This window comes from Pigmentiphaga sp. YJ18, assembly GCF_038066655.1.
Lineage (GTDB): Bacteria > Pseudomonadota > Gammaproteobacteria > Burkholderiales > Burkholderiaceae_B > Pigmentiphaga.
Genome location: NZ_JBBUKU010000002.1, coordinates 238,296 through 259,814, shown reverse-complemented (window position 1 = coordinate 259,814; position 21,519 = coordinate 238,296). Strand labels below are relative to the sequence as shown.

General features: G+C 69.5%; 19 protein-coding genes. 7 read left to right on the top strand and 12 right to left on the bottom strand.

Features of this window, described 5'->3' with window-relative positions:
- Positions 1–98 precede the first annotated feature (98 nt).
- The 3 genes from clpB to alr all read right to left on the bottom strand — a co-directional run bounded on the left by clpB (position 99) and on the right by alr (position 5,295).
- Positions 99–2,690, bottom strand: a complete 2,592-nt coding sequence (gene clpB, locus WKR98_RS15005; protein ID WP_124689801.1) for an ATP-dependent chaperone ClpB — start codon at positions 2,688–2,690, stop codon at positions 99–101.
- A 131-nt stretch (positions 2,691–2,821) separates the two neighbouring features.
- Positions 2,822–4,189 (bottom strand): DNA repair protein RadA, encoded by a 1,368-nt coding sequence (gene radA / locus WKR98_RS15000; RefSeq protein ID WP_124689802.1) that lies wholly within the window; start codon positions 4,187–4,189, stop codon positions 2,822–2,824.
- A gap of 2 nt (positions 4,190–4,191) precedes the next feature.
- Positions 4,192–5,295 (bottom strand): alanine racemase, encoded by a 1,104-nt coding sequence (alr, locus tag WKR98_RS14995; protein ID WP_124689803.1) that lies wholly within the window; start codon positions 5,293–5,295, stop codon positions 4,192–4,194.
- A 142-nt stretch (positions 5,296–5,437) separates the two neighbouring features.
- On the opposite strand from alr, the gene hpnC reads away from it, so the two are divergent.
- The 3 genes from hpnC to hpnE are packed head-to-tail and all read left to right on the top strand — an operon-like array spanning position 5,438 to position 8,528.
- The gene (hpnC, locus tag WKR98_RS14990) at positions 5,438–6,301 is read left to right on the top strand and encodes a squalene synthase HpnC (RefSeq protein WP_124689804.1); all 864 of its coding nucleotides are present in this window, start codon (positions 5,438–5,440) and stop codon (positions 6,299–6,301) included.
- Positions 6,298–7,161 (top strand): presqualene diphosphate synthase HpnD, encoded by an 864-nt coding sequence (hpnD, locus tag WKR98_RS14985; protein WP_124692376.1) that lies wholly within the window; start codon positions 6,298–6,300, stop codon positions 7,159–7,161. Before hpnC ends, hpnD begins: the two co-directional genes overlap by 4 nt.
- Positions 7,140–8,528 (top strand): hydroxysqualene dehydroxylase HpnE, encoded by a 1,389-nt coding sequence (gene hpnE, locus WKR98_RS14980; RefSeq protein ID WP_238160002.1) that lies wholly within the window; start codon positions 7,140–7,142, stop codon positions 8,526–8,528. Before hpnD ends, hpnE begins: the two co-directional genes overlap by 22 nt.
- A gap of 13 nt (positions 8,529–8,541) precedes the next feature.
- Here hpnE and moaE read toward each other — a convergent pair whose 3' ends face one another.
- Genes moaE through WKR98_RS14955 form a run of 5 tightly spaced genes read right to left on the bottom strand, consistent with a single transcriptional unit; the run spans position 8,542 to position 13,273 of the window.
- A complete protein-coding gene (gene moaE / locus WKR98_RS14975) occupies positions 8,542–9,000 on the bottom strand; it encodes a molybdopterin synthase catalytic subunit MoaE (RefSeq protein ID WP_124689805.1) in 459 nt (152 codons plus the stop codon).
- Position 9,001: 1 nt separating this feature from the next.
- On the bottom strand, positions 9,002–9,259 hold the full coding sequence (gene moaD, locus WKR98_RS14970; protein WP_124689806.1) for a molybdopterin converting factor subunit 1: 258 nt from the start codon (positions 9,257–9,259) through the stop codon (positions 9,002–9,004).
- A 3-nt stretch (positions 9,260–9,262) separates the two neighbouring features.
- Positions 9,263–10,489, bottom strand: a complete 1,227-nt coding sequence (locus tag WKR98_RS14965; RefSeq protein ID WP_238160004.1) for a molybdopterin molybdotransferase MoeA — start codon at positions 10,487–10,489, stop codon at positions 9,263–9,265.
- 55 nt (positions 10,490–10,544) lie between these two features.
- The gene (thrC, locus tag WKR98_RS14960; protein ID WP_124689807.1) at positions 10,545–11,957 is read right to left on the bottom strand and encodes a threonine synthase; all 1,413 of its coding nucleotides are present in this window, start codon (positions 11,955–11,957) and stop codon (positions 10,545–10,547) included.
- Positions 11,958–11,965: 8 nt separating this feature from the next.
- Positions 11,966–13,273, bottom strand: coding sequence for a homoserine dehydrogenase (locus tag WKR98_RS14955; RefSeq protein ID WP_124689808.1), 1,308 nt, complete (start codon positions 13,271–13,273; stop codon positions 11,966–11,968).
- Positions 13,274–13,593: 320 nt separating this feature from the next.
- Between WKR98_RS14955 and WKR98_RS14950 the strand changes: the two genes are divergently transcribed.
- The 4 genes from WKR98_RS14950 to WKR98_RS14935 all read left to right on the top strand — a co-directional run bounded on the left by WKR98_RS14950 (position 13,594) and on the right by WKR98_RS14935 (position 17,748).
- Positions 13,594–13,977 (top strand): Mth938-like domain-containing protein, encoded by a 384-nt coding sequence (locus WKR98_RS14950; RefSeq protein ID WP_124689809.1) that lies wholly within the window; start codon positions 13,594–13,596, stop codon positions 13,975–13,977.
- 50 nt (positions 13,978–14,027) lie between these two features.
- Positions 14,028–14,492, top strand: coding sequence for a peroxiredoxin (locus tag WKR98_RS14945; protein WP_124689810.1), 465 nt, complete (start codon positions 14,028–14,030; stop codon positions 14,490–14,492).
- A 108-nt stretch (positions 14,493–14,600) separates the two neighbouring features.
- A complete protein-coding gene (locus WKR98_RS14940; protein ID WP_124689811.1) occupies positions 14,601–16,349 on the top strand; it encodes a PhoH family protein in 1,749 nt (582 codons plus the stop codon).
- Between the two features lies 1 nt (position 16,350).
- The gene (locus WKR98_RS14935) at positions 16,351–17,748 is read left to right on the top strand and encodes a CoA transferase (RefSeq protein ID WP_124689812.1); all 1,398 of its coding nucleotides are present in this window, start codon (positions 16,351–16,353) and stop codon (positions 17,746–17,748) included.
- 3 nt (positions 17,749–17,751) lie between these two features.
- On the opposite strand, the gene WKR98_RS14930 is transcribed toward WKR98_RS14935, so the two are convergent.
- The 4 genes from WKR98_RS14930 to WKR98_RS14915 are packed head-to-tail and all read right to left on the bottom strand — an operon-like array spanning position 17,752 to position 21,443.
- Complete coding sequence (locus WKR98_RS14930) at positions 17,752–18,453, bottom strand: ABC transporter ATP-binding protein (RefSeq protein ID WP_124689813.1); 702 nt, start codon at positions 18,451–18,453, stop codon at positions 17,752–17,754.
- Entirely contained in the window at positions 18,450–19,232 is a 783-nt protein-coding gene (locus WKR98_RS14925) for an ABC transporter ATP-binding protein (RefSeq protein ID WP_124689814.1), read from the bottom strand. The genes WKR98_RS14930 and WKR98_RS14925 overlap by 4 nt, the downstream gene beginning before the upstream one ends.
- Complete coding sequence (locus WKR98_RS14920) at positions 19,225–20,487, bottom strand: branched-chain amino acid ABC transporter permease (RefSeq protein WP_124689815.1); 1,263 nt, start codon at positions 20,485–20,487, stop codon at positions 19,225–19,227. Before WKR98_RS14920 ends, WKR98_RS14925 begins: the two co-directional genes overlap by 8 nt.
- Positions 20,484–21,443 carry a branched-chain amino acid ABC transporter permease gene (locus tag WKR98_RS14915; protein WP_124689816.1) on the bottom strand — a complete coding sequence of 320 codons (960 nt, stop codon included), beginning with the start codon at positions 21,441–21,443 and terminating at the stop codon, positions 20,484–20,486. Before WKR98_RS14915 ends, WKR98_RS14920 begins: the two co-directional genes overlap by 4 nt.
- Between the last annotated feature and the right edge of the window lie 76 nt (positions 21,444–21,519).

The following is a 21,519-nucleotide window of genomic DNA, read 5'->3' as shown; positions in this document are numbered from 1 at the left end:
TTGCTTCTTTCTTCGAAGCAAGAACTATAGCAAATCAAGTATCCGCATGTCAGGGCGCCGCACCGGCGAACCGGTGCGGGGCGCTCGGGGTAAAGCGATTACTGCAAGGTGCGGGTAAAGACGAAGCGGCCTTCGCTCCAGTCCACGGGCACCACGTCCTTGGGACCGAAGCGGCCCTCCAGGATCAGCTTGGCCACCGGGTTCTCGATCTCCTGCTGGATCGCGCGCTTCAACGGCCGCGCGCCGAACACAGGGTCGAAACCGGCACGCGCGATCTGGGCGATGGCCTCGTCCGAGACCTCCAGCCGCATGTCCATCTTCGCCAGCCGCTCGCCCAGGCGCTGCAGTTGCACCCGCGCGATGGACTCGATGTGCTTGGCATCCAGCCCGTGGAACACCACGACCTCGTCGATCCGGTTCAGGAACTCCGGACGGAAGTGCTGCTTGATCTCGTCCCACACTACGGCCTTGATCACGTCGTACTGCTGTCCGGCCATGGCCTGGATCTGTTGCGACGCCAGGTTGGACGTCATGACGATGACCGTGTTGCGGAAGTCGACCGTGCGCCCCTGTCCATCGGTCAGCCGCCCGTCGTCCAGCACCTGCAGCAGCACGTTGAAGACGTCCGGGTGGGCCTTCTCGACCTCGTCGAGCAGGATCACGCTGTACGGCTTGCGCCGCACGGCCTCGGTCAGGTAGCCGCCCTCTTCATAGCCGACGTATCCCGGCGGCGCGCCGATCAGGCGGGCCACCGAGTGCTTCTCCATGAACTCGCTCATGTCGATGCGCACCATGTGGTCGTCGGCATCGAACAGGAACCCGGCCAGCGCCTTGGTCAATTCGGTCTTGCCCACGCCGGTCGGGCCCAGGAACAGGAACGAGCCATAGGGCCGCTGCGGATCGGACAGGCCGGCACGCGAACGGCGGATGGCATCGGACACCAGCCGCACGGCCTCGTCCTGGCCGATCACGCGCTCGTGCAGCTTCTCTTCCATGTGTAGCAGCTTGGAGCGTTCGCCCTGCAGCATCTTGGAGACGGGGATGCCCGTCGCGCGCGAGACGACCTCGGCGATTTCCTCGGCACCCACTTGCGTGCGCAGCAGCTTGGGTTTTTCCGCCTCGGCCGCCTTCTCGTTGCCTTCCGCCGACTTCAGGCGAGCCTCCAGCTCCGGCAGCTTGCCGTACTGCAGCTCGGCCAGCTTGTCGAACTGGCCCTTGCGCTGCAGCTCGCCCATCTCGGCGCGCACCTTCTCGATCTCTTCCTTGATCGACTGGGCGCCCTGGACGGCGGCCTTCTCGGCCTTCCAGACTTCCTCGTAGTCGTTGTACTCGCGCTCGAGCTTGCCCAGTTCTTCCTCGAGCAGTTGCAGGCGGCGCTGGGAAGCCTCGTCGGTTTCCTTCTTGACCGCCTCGCGCTCGATCTTGAGCTGGATCATGCGGCGGTCGAGCTTGTCCATGACCTCCGGCTTGGAGTCGATTTCCATGCGGATGCGCGCGGCGGCTTCGTCGATGAGGTCGATGGCCTTGTCCGGCAGGAAGCGGTCGGTGATGTAGCGGTTGGACAGCTCGGCCGCGGCGACGATGGCCGGGTCGGTGATGTCCACGCCATGGTGCAATTCATAGCGCTCCTGCAGGCCGCGCAGGATGGCGATGGTGGCTTCCACGGACGGTTCGCCCACCAGCACTTTCTGGAAGCGACGCTCGAGCGCGGCGTCCTTCTCGATGTACTTGCGGTACTCGTCCAGCGTGGTCGCGCCTATGCAATGCAGTTCGCCGCGCGCCAGCGCAGGCTTGAGCATGTTGCCCGCATCCATGGCGCCCTCGGCCTTGCCGGCGCCGACCATGGTGTGGAGTTCGTCGATGAAGACGATGTTCTGGCCCTCGTCCTGCGCGAGCTCCTTCAGCACGGCCTTCAGGCGTTCCTCGAATTCGCCGCGGAACTTGGCGCCGGCCAACAGGCCCGCCATGTCGAGCGACAGCACCCGCTTGCCCTTCAGGGACTCGGGCACCTCGTCGTTGACGATGCGCTGGGCCAGGCCCTCGACGATGGCCGTCTTGCCCACGCCGGGCTCGCCGATCAGCACGGGGTTGTTCTTGGTGCGGCGCTGCAGGATCTGGATCGTGCGGCGGATCTCGTCGTCGCGGCCGATTACCGGGTCGAGCTTGCCCTGGCGGGCCCGTTCGGTCAGATCCAGGGTGTATTTCTTCAGGGACTCGCGGTTGCTTTCGCCTTCCTGCGAATCGACCGGCGCGCCGCCGCGCACGGCGTCGATGGCGGTCGCCAGCGCCTTGCGCTGCAGGCCGGCCTCGCGCAGCAGGCGGCCGGCCTCGCCCTTGTCGTCGGCCAGGGCCAGAAGGAAGAGCTCGCTGGCGATGTAGGTGTCGCCGCGATTGGCCGCTTCCTTGTCGACCTTGTTGAACAAGGACTGGAGATCGCGGCTGATCTGCACGTTGGCGTCGCTGCCCTGGACCTGCGACAGGCGGCCGATGGCGGCGTTGACCTCGGGGGTCAGCTTGCTGACGGCCACGCCGGCGCGGGCCAGCAGGCTGCCCGCGCCGCTCTCGGCGTCGGCCAGCAGCGCCGCCAGGACGTGCAGGGGTTCGATATAGGGGTTGTCGTTGCGCGCAGCCAGGCTCTGGGCGTCGGCCAGGGCCTGCTGGAACTTGGTGGTGAGTCGGTCGATTCGCATTGTTTTTCACGCCAATAAGTGGGGGCGCCGAGCCCGGATACTTTGGATGTGAGGTCGATTCGAACGGTTTCAATCCCCCTACGTTGCGCAGGGGGATAGAAGGTTATACCACCCGGCAGCGGGAACAGGCCCTAGCCTCGCAGCCGGTCCAGCGCCTCGTCCAGCCGGTCCACGGCCCAGACCTCCATGCCCTCGATGGGCTGGCGCGGGGCGTTGGCCTTGGGAATCAGCGCCACGCTGAAGCCCAGCTTGGCCGCCTCGCGCAGGCGCTCCTGGCCGCGCGGCGCCGGGCGGATTTCGCCGGCCAGGCCGACTTCCCCGAAGGCCACCAGGCCGCGCGGCAGGGGCCGGTTGCGCATGGAGGAGACGATGGCCAGCAGCACCGGCAGATCGGCCGCGGGTTCCGTGATGCGGACACCGCCCACGGCGTTGACGAAGACGTCCTGGTCGAAGGCCGCCGTGCCCGCGTGCCGGTGCAGCACCGCCAGCAGCATGGCCAGCCGGTTGCCCTCCAGCCCCACCGACAGGCGGCGCGGGTTGGGCGCGTTGGCCGAGTCCACCAGCGCCTGGATCTCGACCAGCAGCGGCCGGGTACCTTCCTGCGTGACCATGACGCACGAGCCGGACACCTGCTGCTGGTGCTGGGACAGGAACAGCGCGGACGGATTGGCGACCCCTTTCAGGCCGCGGTCGGTCATCGCGAAGACGCCCAGTTCGTTGACCGCGCCGAAACGGTTCTTGAATGCGCGCACCAGCCGGAAGGACGAATGGGTGTCGCCCTCGAAATACAGCACGGTGTCGACGATGTGCTCGAGCACGCGAGGCCCCGCCAGCGCGCCTTCCTTGGTCACGTGGCCGATCATGACGATGGTCACGCCCGTCTGCTTGGCCGTGCGGGTAAGCTGGGCCGCGCACTCGCGCACCTGGGCCACCGAGCCGGGCGCCGAGTTGAGCTGATCGGAATACAGCGTCTGGATGGAGTCGACCACGGCCACTTCCGGCGTGGTTTCCGCCAGCGCCGCCTGGATGGCTTCCAGGCGGATCTCGGCCAGCAGGTCGACGTTGCCGGTGTCCAGCCCCAGCCGGCGCGCCCGCAGCGCGACCTGGTCGCCGGACTCCTCGCCCGTCACGTACAGGACCCGGCGGCTGGCCGACAGCGAGGCCAGCGCCTGGAGCAGCAGCGTCGACTTGCCTATGCCTGGGTCGCCGCCGATCAGCACCACCGCGCCGGCCACCATGCCACCGCCCAGCACGCGGTCGAATTCGTCGATGCCGGTGGGAAAGCGCGGCATCTCGCGCGCCTCGATCTCGGCCAGCTTGCGCACCGGCGTGCTGCCCGCCAGCGGCGCGTAGCGGTGCCCGGCCGCGGCGCCGGTGCTGGCCGCCGCAACGGTTTCCTCCAGCGTGTTCCAGCCGCCGCAATGGGGGCACTTGCCCTGCCATTTGGGCGCGGTGCCGCCGCACTCGGTACAGACGTAGACGGTCTTGGCCTTGGCCATGGTCACTCCTCGAAATGCATGGGCACGCGCGGAGCGACCGCACACAGCAGCTCGTAGCCAATGGTGCCGGCGGCCGTGGCCACGTCGTCCACCGACAATCCCTCATCGCCCCACAGCGTGACCGGCGCGCCGGCCTGCGCCTGCGGCACCGGCTCCAGGTCGACCGCCAGCATGTCCATGGAGACGCGCCCCAGCAGCCGGGTGCGCACCCCGGCCACGACCACCGGCGTGCCGGTGGGGGCATGGCGCGGATAGCCGTCGGCATAGCCGCACGCCACCACCCCCACGCGCATCGGGCCCTCGGCCCGGTACATGCCGCCGTAGCCGACGGCATCGCCGGCCCGGAGCGCCTGGGTGCCGATGATCCGCGACTTCAGCGCCATGGCCGGCAGGAGCCCCAGCGAGGCCGCGCTTTCGTCGGCGAAGGGGGTGGCGCCGTAGAGCGCGATGCCGGGCCGCGCCCAATCGCCCGCCACTTCCGGATAGCGCAGGCTGGCCGCCGAGTTGCAGAGGCTGACCGGCCCCGGCAGGCCCGCCGTGGCCCGGCGGAACACCTCCAGCTGGGCGGCGATGCCCTCGTCCGTATCGGCCGTGGAGAAATGGGTCATGTGGCCGACCTGGCCCAGCCTGCCGGCCGCCTGCAGGGCCGCCAGCCCGGCATGCGCGCCGGCGTAGGCGTCCGGGCTGAAGCCCAGGCGGTTCATGCCGCTGTTGAGCTTGAGGAAGACGTCCACGGCGCGCGGCAGCCGGGCCTGGCGCAGCAGAGCCAGCTGGTCCGGATGGTGCACCGCCGTAGTCAGGCCGTACTGGCCGACGGCGTCCAGGTCGGCGGCCTCGAAGATTCCTTCCAGGAGCAGGATGGGCCCGGTCCACCCGGCTTCGCGGCAGCGCACGGCCTCGGCAAGGTCCAGCATGGCCAGGCCATCGGCCCGCGCGAATCCGGCCACGGCGCGTTCGATGCCATGACCATAGGCGTTGGCCTTGATGACGGCCCAGATCCTGGCCGGGCCGTCTTGGCCGCGCGCGGCATCGAGCCGGCGGCGGACGACATCCAGGTTGTGGGAAAGCGCGTGGCGTGAAATGCGGGCGGAGATGGGACGGGGCATGGCGCAAAAGAGGACCGGCGCGGCGCGCCGGGATGGCAAAGGGAAAGTGTAGCCCTTGAGCGCGCGACGCGCAGGACATCCCTGTCCACGCCGCCGTCGCGGCGAACCGGTATCATCGGCCCCGGAATTCCGAGGTCTTGCCATGTCCGCCGGTCACTACGAAAACTTCCCCGTCGCTTCGCTGCTGCTGCCCCCGCGCCTGCGGACGGCGGTGCTGGACATCTACCGCTACGCGCGCGCCGCCGACGACGTCGCCGACGAGGGGAACGCCTCCGACCAGGAACGCCTGGCCGCGCTGGCGCGCTTCGGTGCCGGGCTGGACTGGATCGAGCATGCCCCGCGGGCGCAAGCGGCCGCGCCGGACGAACTGGCCGCGATCTTCGTCCCGCTGGCCGCCACCGTCGCCCGGCACCGCCTGCCGCTCGCCCCCTTCCGGCGCCTGCTGTCGGCCTTCGCCCAGGACGTGACCGTCAAGCGCTACGCGGATTTTGCGGCCTTGCGGGACTACTGCCACGGCTCGGCCGATCCCGTGGGCGAACTGATGCTGCACCTGTACGACGCCGCCACGCCGCGCAACCTGGCCTGGTCGGACGCGATCTGCACCGGGCTGCAACTGACCAACTTCTGGCAGGACGTGGCCGTGGACTGGGGCAAGCAGCGAGTCTATATTCCCCAGGAGGACCTCGCGCGCCACGGCGTGGCCGAGGCCGACATCGCGGCGGGCAACTGCTCGCCGGCGTGGCGCGCGCTGATGGCCTTCGAGGTCGGGCGGGCCCGGGCGCTGTTACACTCCGGGGCACCGCTGACGCGGGCCCTGCCGGGCCGCATCGGCTGGGAACTGCGCCTGGTCGTCCAAGGCGGACTGCGCATCCTGGAACGCATCGAAACCGGCGGGTACGACGTCTTCCGGGCCCGCCCGATACTGAAGAAAACCGAGTGGCTGACGCTTGCCTGGCGCGCGCTGCGCATGCCACAGGCCATGCCCCCATCCCCTCCCCCATCATGACGCCTGACCAGTACTGCCAGGAGAAGGCCGCGCAGAGCGGCTCCAGTTTCTACTACAGCTTCCTGTTCCTGCCGCCCGAGCGCCGGCGCGCCATCACCGCGCTGTACGCGCTGTGCCGCCAGTTGGACGACACGGTGGACGAAGCGAGCGACGCCTCGGTCGCGCGCCTGAAGCTGGCCTGGTGGCGGACCGAGATCGAGCGCCTGTTCGACGGCAAGCCCGAGCACCCAGTCACCCAGGCCCTCGCTCCCCACCTGGTCGCCTGCGGCATCACGCGGGACCGCCTGCTGGAGATCGTGGACGGCATGGAGATGGACCTGGACCAGACGCGCTACCTGGACTATCCCGCGCTACAGCGCTACTGCCGCCGCGCGGCCGGCGTCGTGGGCGAGCTGTCGGCGGGCATCTTCGGCTACGCCGACGCACAGACGCTGGCCTATGCCGATCGCCTGGGCCTGGCGTTCCAGCTCACCAACATCATCCGCGACGTCGGCGACGATGCCCGCAAGGGCCGCATCTACCTGCCGGTCAACGAATTGCAGCAGTTCGACGTCAAGGCGGCCGACATCCTGAACGGCCGCTATTCGGACAACTTCTCGGCCCTGATGCGCTTCCAGTGCGAACGGGCCCGGCGCGCCTACCGCGAGGCGCTGGCGCTGCTGCCGACCGAGGACCGCCGCCCGCAGCGCCCCGGCCTGATGATGGCCGCCATCTACTACGCGCTGCTGGATGAAATCGAACGCTCCGACTACCAGGTGCTGCACCAGCGTATTTCTCTGACGCCGCTGCGCAAGTTCTGGCTGGCGTGGAAGACCTACGTAACCGGCGGCCGGACCCTGTGGCTCCAGATCGGGCGCTGAACGGCGCGCCGCGCGCGGCGGTGGTCGGCGCGGGGTGGGCGGGCCTGGCGGCCGCGCATGTCCTGGCAGGCCACGGCTATGCGGTCACCGTGTACGAGGCGGCCCGCGAGGTGGGCGGCCGCGCACGCACCGTCGCTTCCCGCGCCGGCGATACCGCGTTCGCCGCGCCGCTGGACAATGGCCAGCACCTGCTGCTGGGCGCCTACACCGACACCCTCGCGCTGATGCGCGAACTCGGCCAGGCCCCCGACAGACTGCTGCTGCGCGCTCCGCTGCGGCTGGCCTCGGCCGACGGGCGCTTCGCCCTGCGCGCCCCTGGACTGCCCTCGCCGCTGCACGGCGCGGCCGCCCTGCTGGGCGCACGCGGCCTGAGCGTCGGCGCGCGCTGGGCGGCGCTGCGCTTCGTGCTGGGCCTGCGCCGCCAGCAGTGGCTGGCGGCCGGCCAAAGCACGACGCCCGGGCAGACAGGCGGCTCGCCCACGGTGGCGCGCCTGCTCGCTACCTGGAACCAGCCCGAGGAAGCCATCATCCGGCTATGGCGCCCGCTGTGCCTGGCTGCGCTCAATACCCCTCCGGAACAGGCTTGCGCCCGCCTGTTCGCCGCCGTGCTGCGCGACAGCCTGGATGCGCCGCGCCGCCACAGCGACCTGTTGCTGCCGCGCTGCGACCTGTCCAGCCTGTGGCCGCGCGCGGCCGCGGCCCGCCACGACCTGCGGCCGGGCCATGCGGTCCGGGAACTGGCCGTGGAGGACGAACAGGTCCGCGTCGATGGCGAACCCTATGCGGCGGCCGTGCTGGCGGTCCCGCCGGGCATCGCGGCACGCCTGTTGCCGCCGCACCCGGAGATGGCCACCGTGCAGCGGGCGCTGCGCGCCTTTCGCCACCTGCCCATCGCCACGCTGACGGTGCGGCTCGCGGCGCCGTTCCGGCTAGCTTTTCCGATGCTGATGCTGGCGGAAGACCCCGCGCGCGGCCATCTGGGACAGTGGGTGTTCGATCGAGGCGCCCTGCTCGGCCACGATGCGCCCCACGGAGAACTCGCGGTAGTGGTCAGCGCGGCATCGGCCTTCGAGGGGCAGGACCGTGCCGCCTGTGCGGCGGGCCTGCTCGAACAATTGCGGGAACAATTGGCGGGCACGGGCGCAAGCGGCCTGCCGCCGGTGGAACACTGGGAACTGCTGATCGACAAGCGCGCGACCTTTGCCGCCGTGCCTGACCTGGCGCGCCCGGGTAACGCCACGGCCTGGCCGCGGCTGGCGCTGTGCGGGGATTGGACGGATACGGGCTATCCGGGCACGCTGGAAGGCGCCGTTCGCAGCGGTCTCCAGGCGGGTCGCCTGCTGGCCGACACGGCCGGCAAGCGCTGAGCCGCGAAACGGGTCAGTCCTGGCCAGCTTCCCAACGCCGGGCCGCCTCGTCGTCGGCGTCGCGCGCCTCGACCCAGCGGTCGCCCTGGCCCGTGGCTTCCTTCTTCCAGAACGGGGCCTGCGTCTTCAGGTAGTCCATGATGAACTCGCAGGCGGCAAAGCACGCGCCGCGATGCCGGCCCGCCACGCCCACGAAAACGATCTGGTCCAGCGCTCGCAGCGTGCCGACGCGGTGAATGACCCGCACGGCATGCAGCGTCCAGCGCTCCTGGGCCTGCCGGACGATGTCGGCCAGCGCCTTTTCGGTCATGCCTGGATAGTGCTCGAGCGTGAGCGACGAAACGCTGTCGCCTTCGTTGATGTCGCGCACGGTGCCAACGAAGGTGACGACCGCGCCCACCGAGGGATCGGCCCGCAGCGCGGCGATTTCCGCGCCGGCATCGAAATCGGAGGTCTGGACGCTGATGGACATCTCAACCGCCCGTAACCGGTGGGAAGAACGCCACCTCGTCGCCGGCCTGCAAGGGCTCGGCGGCCTGCACCATGGTGTGGTTGCGCGCAGCGCGCACGGCGCGCTCGGGCCCCAGCGCCGCGGCCCAGGCACCGCCGCGCCCGGCCAGCCACAGCCGCAGTTCGCCCACGGTGCGCACCGTCTCGGGCAATTCGGCCGCTTCCTTTTCCCGGCCCAGGACTTCGCGCAGCGAAGCGAAATACAGGATGTCGACGTTCATGGCTCAGCCCAGCAGTTCGGCATAGCTGATGAAGGACACCGTATCGCCTTTCCGGATCGTCTGTCCACCCGGATTGTCGATCACGCCGTCCCCCCAGACCGTCGACGTCAGCACCGCCGACAACTGGTTGGGGAACAGGTCGAGCCCGCCCTGTTCGTTGCGGCGCACCCGCAGGAATTCGCGCCGGCGGTCGGCCTTGGGCCAGTCGAAATCGGCGCGCATGGCGGTCCGCAAGGGCAGCGTGGCGTGGGCGCCGGCCAGCTTGAGCAGCAGCGGCTTGACCAGCAGGCCGAAGGTCAGGAAGCTCGACACGGGGTTGCCGGGCAGTCCGATGAAGACCGCCTCGGTACCGTCGTCGCGGCGCAGGCGGCCGAAGGCCAGCGGCTTGCCGGGTTTGATGGAAAGGCTCCACATGTCCAGCCGCCCCAGCGACTCGACCGCCGGCTTGACGTGGTCTTCCTCGCCCACCGACACCCCGCCGGTGGTGATGATCAGATCGTTGTCGCGGGCAGCGACGCGCAAGGCCTCGCGCGTCGCCTCGAAACTGTCCTGCACCGCGCCCAGGTCGGCATGTTCGACCGGCAGCGCCGCCAGCATGCCTTGCAGCAGAAAACGGTTGGAGTTGTAGATCTTGCCGGGCGGCAGCGGCTCGCCCGGCGCGACCAGCTCGTCGCCCGTGGACAGCGTGGCCACGCGCAGCCGGGGCTGCACCGGCAGGCGGGGCACGCCCACCGAGGCGGCCAGGCCGACGTCCTGCGCCCGCAGGCGTGCTCCGGCCCGCAGGATGCGGCTGCCGGCCTCGATGTCGCAGCCCTTGGCGCGCACCCAGGCGCCCGCTTCGACCGGCTTGGCGAACGCCACGCGATCGTCGCGGACCTCGGCCTCTTCCTGCATCACGACGGCATCGGCGCCTTCGGGAATTTCCGCGCCGGTGAAGATGCGCGCGGCCGTTCCGGCGGCCAGCGGCTGCGGCACGGAACCCGCCGGAATGCGCTGCGACACCGGGATGCCCGCGCCGAACATCGCGGCGTCGGCCGTGCGCACCGCATAGCCGTCCATGGCCGAATTGTCGGCGGCCGGCACGTTGATCGATGCCGTCACGTCCGCGGCCAGGATACGGCCCGCGGCCCGCGCCAGCTCGACCTGTTCGGCGGCCCGCCCCAGCGGCTCGACCGCCAGCAGGATCTCCAGGGCCTCGTCCAGGGAAAGCAAGTTCGAACCAGGCTTCACATTCGACTCCTTCGCGGCCCGCCCCGCGGCGCGCCGCACATACTCGACACCGCCGTCAGACGGCCTGGGCGGCGATCAGGTCCTTGATGGTCTGCACGTCGCCCTTCACGGTCTGCACGCGCTGCGGCAATTGCTCGATATTCTCGAATCCCGCCGGACGCGGCGCCGGCTGCCCCAGGGCTTCCTCGATGGTGGCCGAGAACTTCACCGGCAGCGCGGTTTCCAGCACCAGCATGGGTATGCCCGGTTCGACGAAAGGCAGCGCCACCTTGACGCCGTCGGCGGTATGGGGATCGATGACCACGCCGGTCTCGGCATGGACCTGGCGGATGGTGGCCAGCCGGTCGGCATGCGAGCTGGTGCCCGAGACAAAGCCGTACTGCGCGAACTGCGGCCTGTAGGCCGACAGGTCGAACGAACCCTGCGCCGCCAGTTCGTCCCACAGCGCCTTCAGGCGCGCGGGATCGCGGCCCAGCAGGTCGTAGACGAAGCGCTCGAAGTTGGACGCCTTCGAGATGTCCATGGACGGGCTGGAGGTCTCGTAGGTTTCGCTCGAGGCGCGCGGGCGATAGATGCCGGTGCGGAAGAATTCTTCCAGCACGTTGTTCTCGTTGGTGGCCAGCACCAGGCGGCGGATGGGCAGGCCCATGCTGCGGGCGACGTGGCCGGCCAGGATGTTGCCGAAGTTGCCCGAGGGCACCGCGAACGACACCTGGGCCATGGGATCGGCCGCGCCTTCGGTGGCCAGCCGCCAGCCATGGAAGTAGTACACCACCTGGGCGGCGATGCGCGCCCAGTTGATGGAGTTGACCGCGCCGATGCGATGCGCGGTCTTGAACGCCAGGTCGCCGCTGACCGCCTTGACGATGTCCTGGCAGTCGTCGAACACGCCGTGCACGGCCAGGTTGTGGATGTTGGCATCCTGCAGCGAGTACATCTGCGCGCGCTGGAAGGCGCTCATGCGGCCGGCGGGCGACAGCATGAACACCGCCACGCCCTTCTTGCCGCGCATCGCGTATTCGGCCGCCGAACCGGTGTCGCCCGAGGTGGCGCCCAGGATGTTCAGCGTGGTGCCGCGGCGCGCCAGCACGTATTCGAACAGGTTGCCCAGGAACTGCATGGCCATGTCCTTGAAGGCCAGGGTCGGCCCTTCGGACAGGCCCAGCAGCGCGACACCCTGCTTGAGCGGCTTGAGCGGCACGATGACCTCGCCGCCGAACACCTCGGGGCGGTAGGTCTTGCGCGTCAATTCGCGCAGGTCCTGCTCGGGAATGTCGGTGATGAACAGCTTGAGCACTTCGTACGCCAGGTCGGCGTACGACAGCGAGCGCCACGCCTGGAGCTGCTCGGGCGTGACCTGCGGAATGGACTCGGGCACCGCCAGGCCGCCGTCGGGCGCCAGACCTTCCAGCAGGACGTCGGTGAACGGTTGCGGGGCCATGCCGCCGCGGGTCGAAAGGTATTTCATGCTGCGTCCTAGGCGAGGTTCTCGATGCGCAGGCGCGTGACCGTCGACACCACGGTGGGCAGTGCCTCGATGCGGGCGATGGCGGCGTTGACGTTGCGCTCCAGCGCCTCGTGCGTCAGGAAGATGATGTCCGCCTGGGTAGCGTCCTCGCGCGGTTTCTGGATCATGGACACGATGGAGATCGAGGCGTCGGCCAGGATGCGCGTGATGTCGGCCAGCACGCCCGGCTGGTCGGTTGCCGCCAGCCGCAGGTAGTAGGACGTGGTGATGTCCTCGATCGACAGCATGGGGCGGTCGGTGATGGCGTCCGGCTGGAAGGCCAGGTGCGGCACCCGGTGCTCGGGATCGGCCGTGTGCAGGCGCGTCACGTCCACCAGGTCGGCGACCACCGCCGAGGCGGTGGGTTCTTCGCCCGCGCCCTGGCCGTAGTACAGGGTCGCGCCCACGGCGTCGCCCTTGACCATGACCGCGTTCATCGCCCCTTCCACGTTGGCCATCACGCGCTGGGCGGCGATCAGGGTCGGGTGCACGCGCAGCTCGATGCCCTCGGGCCGTGCCTTGGTGATGCCCAGCAGCTTGATGCGGTAGCCCAGTTCCTCGGCGTAGCGGATGTCTTCCTGCGCCAGCCTGGAAATGCCCTCGATGTGGGCCTTGTCGAAGCGGATCGGCACGCCGAACGCGATGGACGACAGCAGCGTGAGCTTGTGCGCGGCGTCCACGCCTTCGATGTCGAAGGTCGGGTCGGCCTCGGCATAGCCCAGGCGCTGCGCCTCGGCCAGCACCTCCGAAAACGGCAGGCCGCGGGCCCGCATCTCGGTCAGGATGAAGTTGGTGGTGCCGTTGATGATGCCGGCCACCCAGTCGATCTGGTTGGCCGACAAGCCTTCGCGGATGGCCTTGATGATGGGGATGCCGCCGGCCACGGCCGCCTCGAAGGCGACCATGACGCCCTGTTCGCTGGCACGGGCGAAGATCTCGTTGCCGTGCTTGGCCAGCAGGGCCTTGTTGGCGGTGACGACGTGCTTGCCGTGGGCAATGGCTTCCAGGACGAGTTCGCGGGCCAGGGTGTCGCCGCCGATCAGCTCGACCACGATGTCGATCTCGGGATCGCGGACGATCTGGAACGGGTCGGCGACGACTTCGGCGGCTTCGCCGACGCGGGACTTGGCCTTGGCGATATCGCGGGCCGATACCTTGGTCGCGACGATGTGGCGGCCGGCGCGGCGGGCGATTTCTTCGGCGTTGCGGGCGAGGACCTTGAAAGTGCCGCCGCCTACGACGCCCAGGCCCAGGAGGCCTACTCGGATGGGTTCCATTGTGTTTCCGGGCAATACAGGGTTCTTCGAAAACTTCCCCGCCCCGGCTTTGGCGCGCTCCGGCCCGCCGCGTCGACGCCACCGGAGGAGGCGGGATGCGGCAGTGTGCTGCGCAAGGGGCGGGAATCGCCGGCCACGGCTGGGGCTGGCAATCCTCCAGTGTAACGGACTCTGGGGAGCGGAAGGGAAAACCCGTGGGAGCGAGGGCATTTATAATGGGCGGACCACAGCCGGGCGGAAATTGTGGCGTTCGCGCATCCGTCCCGACCGCTGGCAGGCGTATAGTCTGCCTATCCTCCCGCCGTTCCGGAGCCGACCATTTGAAGTTGCATTCCGATCCTGCCTCGGCGCTGAATACCGTGACCGCCTACGGTAACGGATACGTCGAAGTCAACCGCGTCCGTTTCGAGCACGCCGTCGTGTTCGGCCCCGAGGGCGATGTCGTCGCCTGGCCTGTTTCCTCCTTCGAAGACGTCGATGCCACGGCAATGGAACGCGTGGCGCAGCCGGGCGGGGCCTCCCTGCCCGAGGTCGTCCTGATCGGCACCGGCGCCCGCCAGCGCTTCCTGTCCCCCTCGTTGCTGCGCCCGCTGCTGAAGGCCGGCGTGGGCGTCGAGATGATGGACACCCAGGCGGCTTCACGCACCTACAACATCCTGATGGCCGAGGGGCGCCGCGTCGTGGCCGCGCTGATCCCGGCCTGAATGATGCGCCGCCCTTTCCGTCTTCCCCACCATTTCCCGGAGTCCCACGCATGAGCACTGCCATCGGGCGGGCCGCCCCCGCCTTCACCGCTCCCGGCACCGACGGCGACCTGTCGCTGAAGGACCTGAAGGGCCGCATCGTCGTCATGTATTTCTATCCGCGCGACAACACGCCCGGCTGCACGACCGAGGGCCAGAACTTCCGCGACCGCTACGCCGACTTCCAGGCCGCCGGCGCCGAGATCCTGGGCGTCTCGCGCGACACGCTGGCCTCGCACCAGAAGTTCAAGGAAAAGCAGGGCTTCCCGTTCCCGCTGCTGGCCGATCCGGACGAAACGCTGTGCGAGCTGTACGGTGTCATGAAAATGAAGAACATGTATGGCAAGCAGGTGCGCGGCATCGAGCGCAGCACTTTCCTGATCGACGCGCAGGGCAAGCTGCGCCAGGAGTGGCGCGGCGTGAAAGTCCCCGGCCACGTCGACGCCGTGCTCGACGCCGTGCGCGGGCTGGCCTGAATGAGTCCGTCTTTCTTCCTGCGCATGTGTCGTACGCCGGCAGGCGTACGATATATGCAATGGAGGATGCAGTATCGTTGAGCTTCCCTACTGAGGAGATCCGCGCTCATGCCGCTTCCCAAGATGCCCACCCGGCCCGCAGCAATCCTGTCCTTCCCCTCGGGTGAACCAGCGCGCCCCGCAGCCCGCGGCAAACGTACCGAAGCCGAAGCCGAACCCCGACCGCCCTCCTCCACCAACATTCCCGACGTCCAGCCTCAGCTGGAAGGTATCCAGGCCGCGCCGGCCAAGACGGCCCGCAAGACCAGCGCCAGATCCAAGGCAGGCACCCTGCTGACGCCCGCGCCGCAGGCCGGGGCGCCCATCGTCGCGCGTGCGCCGCAGCCCGCGCCCGCGCCGGCTCCCGCCGCCACCGGCAAGGCCGTGGCCAAGCCCACGCCCAAGCGCAAGGCGAAATCGGCCGGACCGGAGGTCGCCAAGCTGTTCGTGCTGGACACGAACGTGCTGATGCACGACCCGAGCTCGCTGTTCCGCTTCGAGGAACACGACATCTTCCTGCCGATGATCACGCTGGAAGAGCTGGACAACCACAAGAAAGGCATGTCCGAAGTGGCGCGCAACGCCCGCCAGGTCAGCCGCTCGCTGGACGAACTGGTCAGCGACATCGGCGACATGGAAGCCGGCATTCCGCTCGACAAGCTCGGCAACCGCGACGCGATGGGCCGGCTGTACCTGCAGACGACCCTGCTGTCGGCCTCGCTGCCGTCGGGCCTGCCCGCCGGCAAGGCCGACAACCAGATCCTGGGCGTGGTGCGCGCGCTGCAGGAGCGCTACCCCGACCGCGAGGTCGTGCTGGTGTCCAAGGACATCAACATGCGCGTCAAGGCGCGCGCCCTGGGGCTGCCGGCCGAGGACTACTTCAACGACCAGGTCCTGGAAGACTCCGACCTGCTCTACACCGGCGTGCTGCAACTGCCCGACGACTTCTGGGACAAGCACAGCAAAGGCATGGAGTCCTGGCAGCAAGGCGGCAGCACCTTCTATCGCATCACCGGGCCGCTGTGCGCGCAGTTCGCCGTCAACCAGTTCGTCTATTTCGAAGGCAGCATGCCGCTGTACGCGCAGGTCAAGGAAGTCAACGGCAAGACCGCCGTGCTCCAGACCCTGCGCGAATACACCCACAGCAAGAACAGCGTCTGGGGCATCACCGCGCGCAACCGCGAGCAGAACTTCGCGCTCAACCTGCTGATGAACCCGGACTGCGACTTCATCTCGCTGCTGGGCCAGGCGGGTACCGGCAAGACGCTGCTGGCGCTGGCCGCGGGGCTGACGCAGGTGCTGGAGACCAAGCGCTACACCGAGATCATCATGACCCGGGTCACCGTGCCCGTGGGCGAGGACATCGGCTTCCTGCCGGGCACCGAGGAAGAAAAGATGCTGCCCTGGATGGGCGCGCTGGAAGACAACCTGGACGTGCTGAACATGGGCGACGGCGAAAGCGGCCATGGCGGGGACTGGGGGCGTGCCGCCACCATGGATCTCATCCGCTCGCGGGTGAAGGTCAAATCGCTGAATTTCATGCGCGGCCGCACTTTCCTGAACAAGTTCCTGATCATCGACGAGGCGCAGAACCTGACGCCCAAGCAGATGAAGACCCTGATCACCCGCGCCGGCCCCGGCACCAAGGTGGTCTGCCTGGGCAACATCGCGCAGATCGACACGCCCTACCTGACCGAGGGCAGTTCGGGCCTGACCTACGTGGTGGACCGCTTCAAGGGCTGGCCGCATTCCGGCCACGTCACCCTGCAGCGGGGCGAGCGCTCGCGGCTGGCCGACTACGCGGCCGAGGTGCTGTGACATGCGGCGCGACCAGGGCGGCGGCGCGGGGGGCGTCTGCGACGGCTACCTGCAAGCCATCTGGAACGCGGCGGGAAGCGCCACGCTTCCCGCCGGCATCGCATGGCTCGGCGCGGGCAGCCTGCCGTCCATCTTCCCGGTCACGGACCTGGCGGCCGCCGCCGTCGGCGCGGCGGGGCTGGCCGTTGCCGAACTGATCGGGCAACGGCACGGCCACCTGCCCGCGATCGCGGTCGACCGGCGGCTGGCCTCGTTCTGGTTCGACACGTCGCTGCGGCCGGTGGGCTGGAAGCTGCCTCCGGCCCGCGACCCCGTCACCGGCGACTATGCGACCGCCGACGGCTGGATACGGCTGCACGCCAACGCGCCGCACCACCGCGACGCCATCCTGCGCGTACTCGGCTGCCAGGGCAACCACGGCAGCGTGGCGCAAGCGGTGGCGGCATGGAACGCGCTGGATCTCGAAAACGCCATCGTCGAGGCGAAAGGCTGCGCCGCGCAAATGCGTACCCAGGAGGCCTGGGCGGCCCACCCACAGGGCGCCGCCGTGTCGCTCGAGCCGCTGCTGTGGCGCACGCCGGCATCCGCCGCCGAGGCGCCCGCCTGGACGGGCACGCCAGCACGCCCGCTGCAGGGCGTGCGCGTGCTGGACCTGACCCGCATCATCGCGGGGCCGGTGGCCACGCGCTTCCTGGCGGGCTACGGCGCCGAGGTCCTGCGCCTGGATCCCCCGGCCTGGGACGAACCGGTCGCCGCCCCCGAGCTGACGCTGGGCAAACGCTGCGGCCGCATCGACCTTCGCTCCACCGAAGGCCGGCGCTTGTTCCGCCAGTTGCTGCGCGACGCCGACGTGCTGGTGCATGGCTACCGTTCGGATGCGCTGGCCGCCCTGGGTTTCGACGCCGAACAGCGGCGCCGCATCAATCCGAGGCTGATCGATGTCTCGCTGGACGCATACGGATGGACCGGCCCCTGGAAGACACGCCGCGGATTCGACAGCCTGGTGCAGATGAGCTGCGGCATCGCGGATACCGGCATGCGCAAGCTGGGCCGGGACAAGCCCACCCCGCTGCCGGTGCAGGCCCTGGACCACACCACGGGCTATCTGCTCGCCACCGCGGCGATACGCGGCCTGACCGAGCGCGTGCGCACCGGCTGCGGCGGCGAGTTCCGGGCATCGCTGGCACGCACGGCGGCCCTGCTGGTGCAGGGGGTGGCGGACGCCAACGCCGCGCCGCTCGCTCCCGAAACCCGCAACGACTGCACCATGCCATCGGAAATGACCGCCTGGGGCCGGGCGCGGCGCGTCCAGGCGCCGCTGACCGTTGCCGGCGCCCCCATGGCCTGGGACCTGCCCGCTGGCCCGCTGGGCGCCTCGCCCCCGTCGTGGCGCGGCTAGCGGCTAGAACTCGATCCACTCGCGCCTGACCGGCCCATCCGCGCGCAAGGCGGCCGGCGTCCCGGCGAACACCACGGTGCCGTGCCCCAGCACATACGCGCGATCGGCAATGTCCAGGGCGAAGTCCAGCTTCTGTTCGATCAGCAGGATGGCCATGCCCTGGCGGCGCAGTTCGTCCAGGCAGGCCGCCAATTGCGCCACCACCAGCGGCGCCAGCCCCTCGGCCGGTTCGTCCACGAGCATCAAGGCCGGATCGCCCATCAACGTACGGCCCAGGGCCAGCATCTGTTGCTCGCCGCCCGACAGGTGCTGTGCCTGGACGTTGGCCCGCCGCCCCAGCGGCGGAAAAAGCCGATAGACGTCGGCGATCGCCCAGCGCCCCGCCCTGGCGGCCTTCTGCCCCAGCACCAGATTCTGCTCGACGGTCATGCCGGGAAAGATGTCCCGGCTCTCCGGCACGTAGCCGATGCCCATCCGCGCAATCTCGAACGTGCGCAGTCGGCCTATGTCCTGGCCGCGCCAGAGCATGCGGCCGCGGCGCTCGACCAGCCCCATGACGGCGCGGGCCAGGGTGGAGCGGCCGGCGCCGTTGCGGCCCAGCAGCGCGACGATCTCGCCCGGCGCCACGTGCAGGTCCACGCCCTGCAGCACATGGGCCCGGCCATACCAGGCATGCACGCCGCGCAGTTCCAGCAGGCCGTTCATTCGAGCTCCGGCACGACGCCGCCCAGGTAGGCCTGGCGCACCGCCGGATCCGCCCGGATGTGTTCCGGTTCGCCCGTGGCGATCAACCGCCCCTGGACCATGACCGAAATGCGATCGGACAGGCCGAAGACGACCTGCATGTCATGCTCGACGATCAGCACCGTCCTCCCCCGGCAGGTGCCGCGTATCAGTTCCATCATGCGCGCCGTCTCGGCCCGGCTCATGCCGGCCGTCGGCTCGTCCAGCAGGACGACGCGCGCGTCGGTCGCCAGCACCATGCCCAGCTCCAGGGCGCGCTGCTCGGCATAGCTCAGTTCGCCGGCAGGCAGCTGCGCGCGCCGCTCCAGGTCGAGCTGCGCCATGACCTGGTGCGCCCGCTGCGCCACGCCGCGCCCGCGATCCAGCGCACACCACCATTGATAGCCCAGGCCGCCCCGGCGCATGGCGGCGCAGCGCAGGTTGTCGAACACCGACATGCGGCCGAACACGTTGGCCACCTGGAAGCTGCGCGACAACCCCAACCGGGCCAGGCGATGCGCCGGCAGCCCCGTGACGTCGCGGCCCCGCAGGCGCACCCTGCCCGCCGAGGGCGGAGTCAGGCCCGAGATCACGTTGAACAGGCTGGATTTGCCCGCTCCGTTGGGACCGATCAAGGCGTGGAACTCGCCCGTCGCGACACGCAGGCTCACGTCGTCCAGCACCTGGGCCGCTCCGTAGCGCTTGCCCACGCCCTCCAGCGTCAAGGCATCGATGCCAGCCTTGTCCCGTGCGTCACCCATCGCATTGCTCCGGCGACGGCACCAGCCGGCTCTGGACCCGCCCCAGGAACAGGCCGGCCGCGCCCAGCACCGACAGCACGCCGGCCACGCTCCACGGCAGCGGCGCGGACGGATCCAGCACCAGCCCGAACCACGAGACCACCCCCTGCCCGCCCGTGCCGTGGACGCGGCCATAGGCCAGCTCGATCGCCAGGCTCAGCCCCGACATGCCGCTCAACGCGCCGGCGATCGTCCATTTCCTGGCGCGCAGCCAGTGCGCCAATTCGCCTCGCGCCCCCCGCCGCGCCGCATCGCGTATGCCCCCGGCCAATCCACCGGGCAAAGCCAGCACGACGGCGGCAAAGGCGAGCCCCAGGTACAACTGCCAGGCCCCGGTATGGCGCGACAGCTCAACCGAGAAGAACGTCACCACGACGGCGCCGGCCACGGGCCCGAGGAACAGGCCGCTGCCGCCCACCACCACCGCCAGCAGCACCGCGCCCGATCGCAACGCGCCCATGCTGTCGGCGCTGGCGATCTCCAGATTCAGCGCCATCAGCCCGCCCGCCACGCCGGCGAAGAACGCCGACAAGGTCAGCATCAGATAGCGGACGCGGTGCGGGTCGTAGCCGATGAAAGCCACGCGCTGCGGATTGTCGCGCACGGCGTTGGCAAGCTTGAGCAGCGGCGTGCGGCCGAGCGCATGGATGGCGAGCGCGCAGGCAGCCGTCCAGGCGGCGGTCAGGTAATAGACATGGAGATCGGGCCCAAGACTCCATCCCGGCCATAGACCGGCGACGAACGCCGGACCGGCCGTGCGGTCGGCCGCCAGCCCGCCCTCCCCGCCGAACCATTCCGGCAGCATGCCGGCGGCGGCATGGATCAGTTCGCCCACCGCCAGCGAAATCATGGCGAAGGACGTCCCGCCCCGGCGCGTGGTCGGGTACCCGATCAACGCGGCGAAGGCCGCCCCCGCCACCCCGCCCGCCACGGGCAGCAACACGCTGGGAAAGACGAACGGCCCGCCATCCATGCCGCGCAGGAGGTGGATGACGGCATATCCGCCCAGTCCCGCGTAGACGGCATGTCCGAACGACAGCATCCCCGTCTGGCCCAGCAACAGGTTGTACGACAGCGCGAACAGCGCCATCGCGCACATCTGCGACATCAGGCCCAGCTGGAAGCCGCTATCGAAACTCAGCGGCGCCAGCGCCAGCACCGCCAACCCCAGGGCCACGCAGGCCAGGAACCGCCTGCCATCCGCGCGCGGACTCATGTCTCGCGCACGCCCATGAGTCCGCGCGGCCGCCAGACCAGCACCGCCACCATCAACAGATAGGGCAGCACCGGCGCGACACGCGACAAGGGCCAGGCCGCCAGCGCCCGCGCCGCATCGGACGCGCCCAGCCAGGATGCCGGCGCGGCCAGGGACCAGGCGGATCCGACCGCCAGGGTTTGCAGCAATCCGATCAGCAGGCTGGCCCAGAACGCCCCCGCCAGCGATCCCAGCCCGCCCACCACTGTCACGACGAAGACGATGGGCCCCAGCGCCTGGGCCATGCCCGGTTCGGTCACGAACACGCTTCCTCCTATCGCGCCGGCCATCCCGGCCAGCAAACAGCCGGCGCCGAACACCAGCATGAACACACGAGGCACGTCATGCCCCAGCGCTTGCGCCATGGCCGGATGGCTGAGCGCCGCGCGCACGATCAGGCCGGTACGCGTACGCGTCAAGCCCCACCACAACCCCGCCAGCATCAGGCCGGCCGCCAGCGCGACCACCAGGCGGTGCATGGGAAAGGCATGCCCGTCCAGGCTGAAAAGCGGCTCGCCCCAGGCCGCCGGCATGCGGTAGGGCACGGCGGACCGGCCCCATGCCAGTTGCACCAGTTCGGCGATGATCATGGCGAGTGCGAACGTGAATAGCAGTTCAGCCACGTGCCCCCGGCCGCGCAGGCGGCGCAGCGCGAACCGTTCGACCACGGCGCCCGCCAGCCCGACCAGCACGGGCGCGATGAATAGGGCCACCCAGAATGCCGCGCCCGCCGTCAGCGCCGGCGACAGCGCACCGGCCACGGCATGGGCGGCATAGGCGCCCAGCATGTAGAAACTGGCATGGGCGAAGTTGATGATGCCCATCATGCTGAAGATCAGCGTCAACCCGGACGAAAGCATGAAAAGCAACAGCCCATAACTGAGGCCGTTCAGCAGCGAAACGATGAGCCCGTCCAAGCAATACTCCGAGCGGCCCGCACAGCCGAGGCGGCGGCCTCGCCGGGGAAAAGGGAAACAAGGAAACAACGGCAAA

Bases quoted from the DNA above. Each gene is read 5' to 3' on its own strand.
- clpB (WP_124689801.1), bottom strand. From the start codon at position 2,690: ATGCGAATCGACCGACTCACCACCAAGTTCCAGCAGGCCCTGGCCGAC.
- radA (WP_124689802.1), bottom strand. From the start codon at position 4,189: ATGGCCAAGGCCAAGACCGTCTACGTCTGTACCGAGTGCGGCGGCACC.
- alr (WP_124689803.1), bottom strand. From the start codon at position 5,295: ATGCCCCGTCCCATCTCCGCCCGCATTTCACGCCACGCGCTTTCCCAC.
- hpnC (WP_124689804.1), top strand. From the start codon at position 5,438: ATGTCCGCCGGTCACTACGAAAACTTCCCCGTCGCTTCGCTGCTGCTG.
- hpnD (WP_124692376.1), top strand. From the start codon at position 6,298: ATGACGCCTGACCAGTACTGCCAGGAGAAGGCCGCGCAGAGCGGCTCC.
- moaE (WP_124689805.1), bottom strand. From the start codon at position 9,000: ATGTCCATCAGCGTCCAGACCTCCGATTTCGATGCCGGCGCGGAAATC.
- moaD (WP_124689806.1), bottom strand. From the start codon at position 9,259: ATGAACGTCGACATCCTGTATTTCGCTTCGCTGCGCGAAGTCCTGGGC.
- thrC (WP_124689807.1), bottom strand. From the start codon at position 11,957: ATGAAATACCTTTCGACCCGCGGCGGCATGGCCCCGCAACCGTTCACC.
- WKR98_RS14955 (WP_124689808.1), bottom strand. From the start codon at position 13,273: ATGGAACCCATCCGAGTAGGCCTCCTGGGCCTGGGCGTCGTAGGCGGC.
- WKR98_RS14945 (WP_124689810.1), top strand. From the start codon at position 14,028: ATGAGCACTGCCATCGGGCGGGCCGCCCCCGCCTTCACCGCTCCCGGC.
- WKR98_RS14940 (WP_124689811.1), top strand. From the start codon at position 14,601: ATGCCGCTTCCCAAGATGCCCACCCGGCCCGCAGCAATCCTGTCCTTC.
- WKR98_RS14935 (WP_124689812.1), top strand. From the start codon at position 16,351: ATGCGGCGCGACCAGGGCGGCGGCGCGGGGGGCGTCTGCGACGGCTAC.
- WKR98_RS14930 (WP_124689813.1), bottom strand. From the start codon at position 18,453: ATGAACGGCCTGCTGGAACTGCGCGGCGTGCATGCCTGGTATGGCCGG.
- WKR98_RS14925 (WP_124689814.1), bottom strand. From the start codon at position 19,232: ATGGGTGACGCACGGGACAAGGCTGGCATCGATGCCTTGACGCTGGAG.
- WKR98_RS14920 (WP_124689815.1), bottom strand. From the start codon at position 20,487: ATGAGTCCGCGCGCGGATGGCAGGCGGTTCCTGGCCTGCGTGGCCCTG.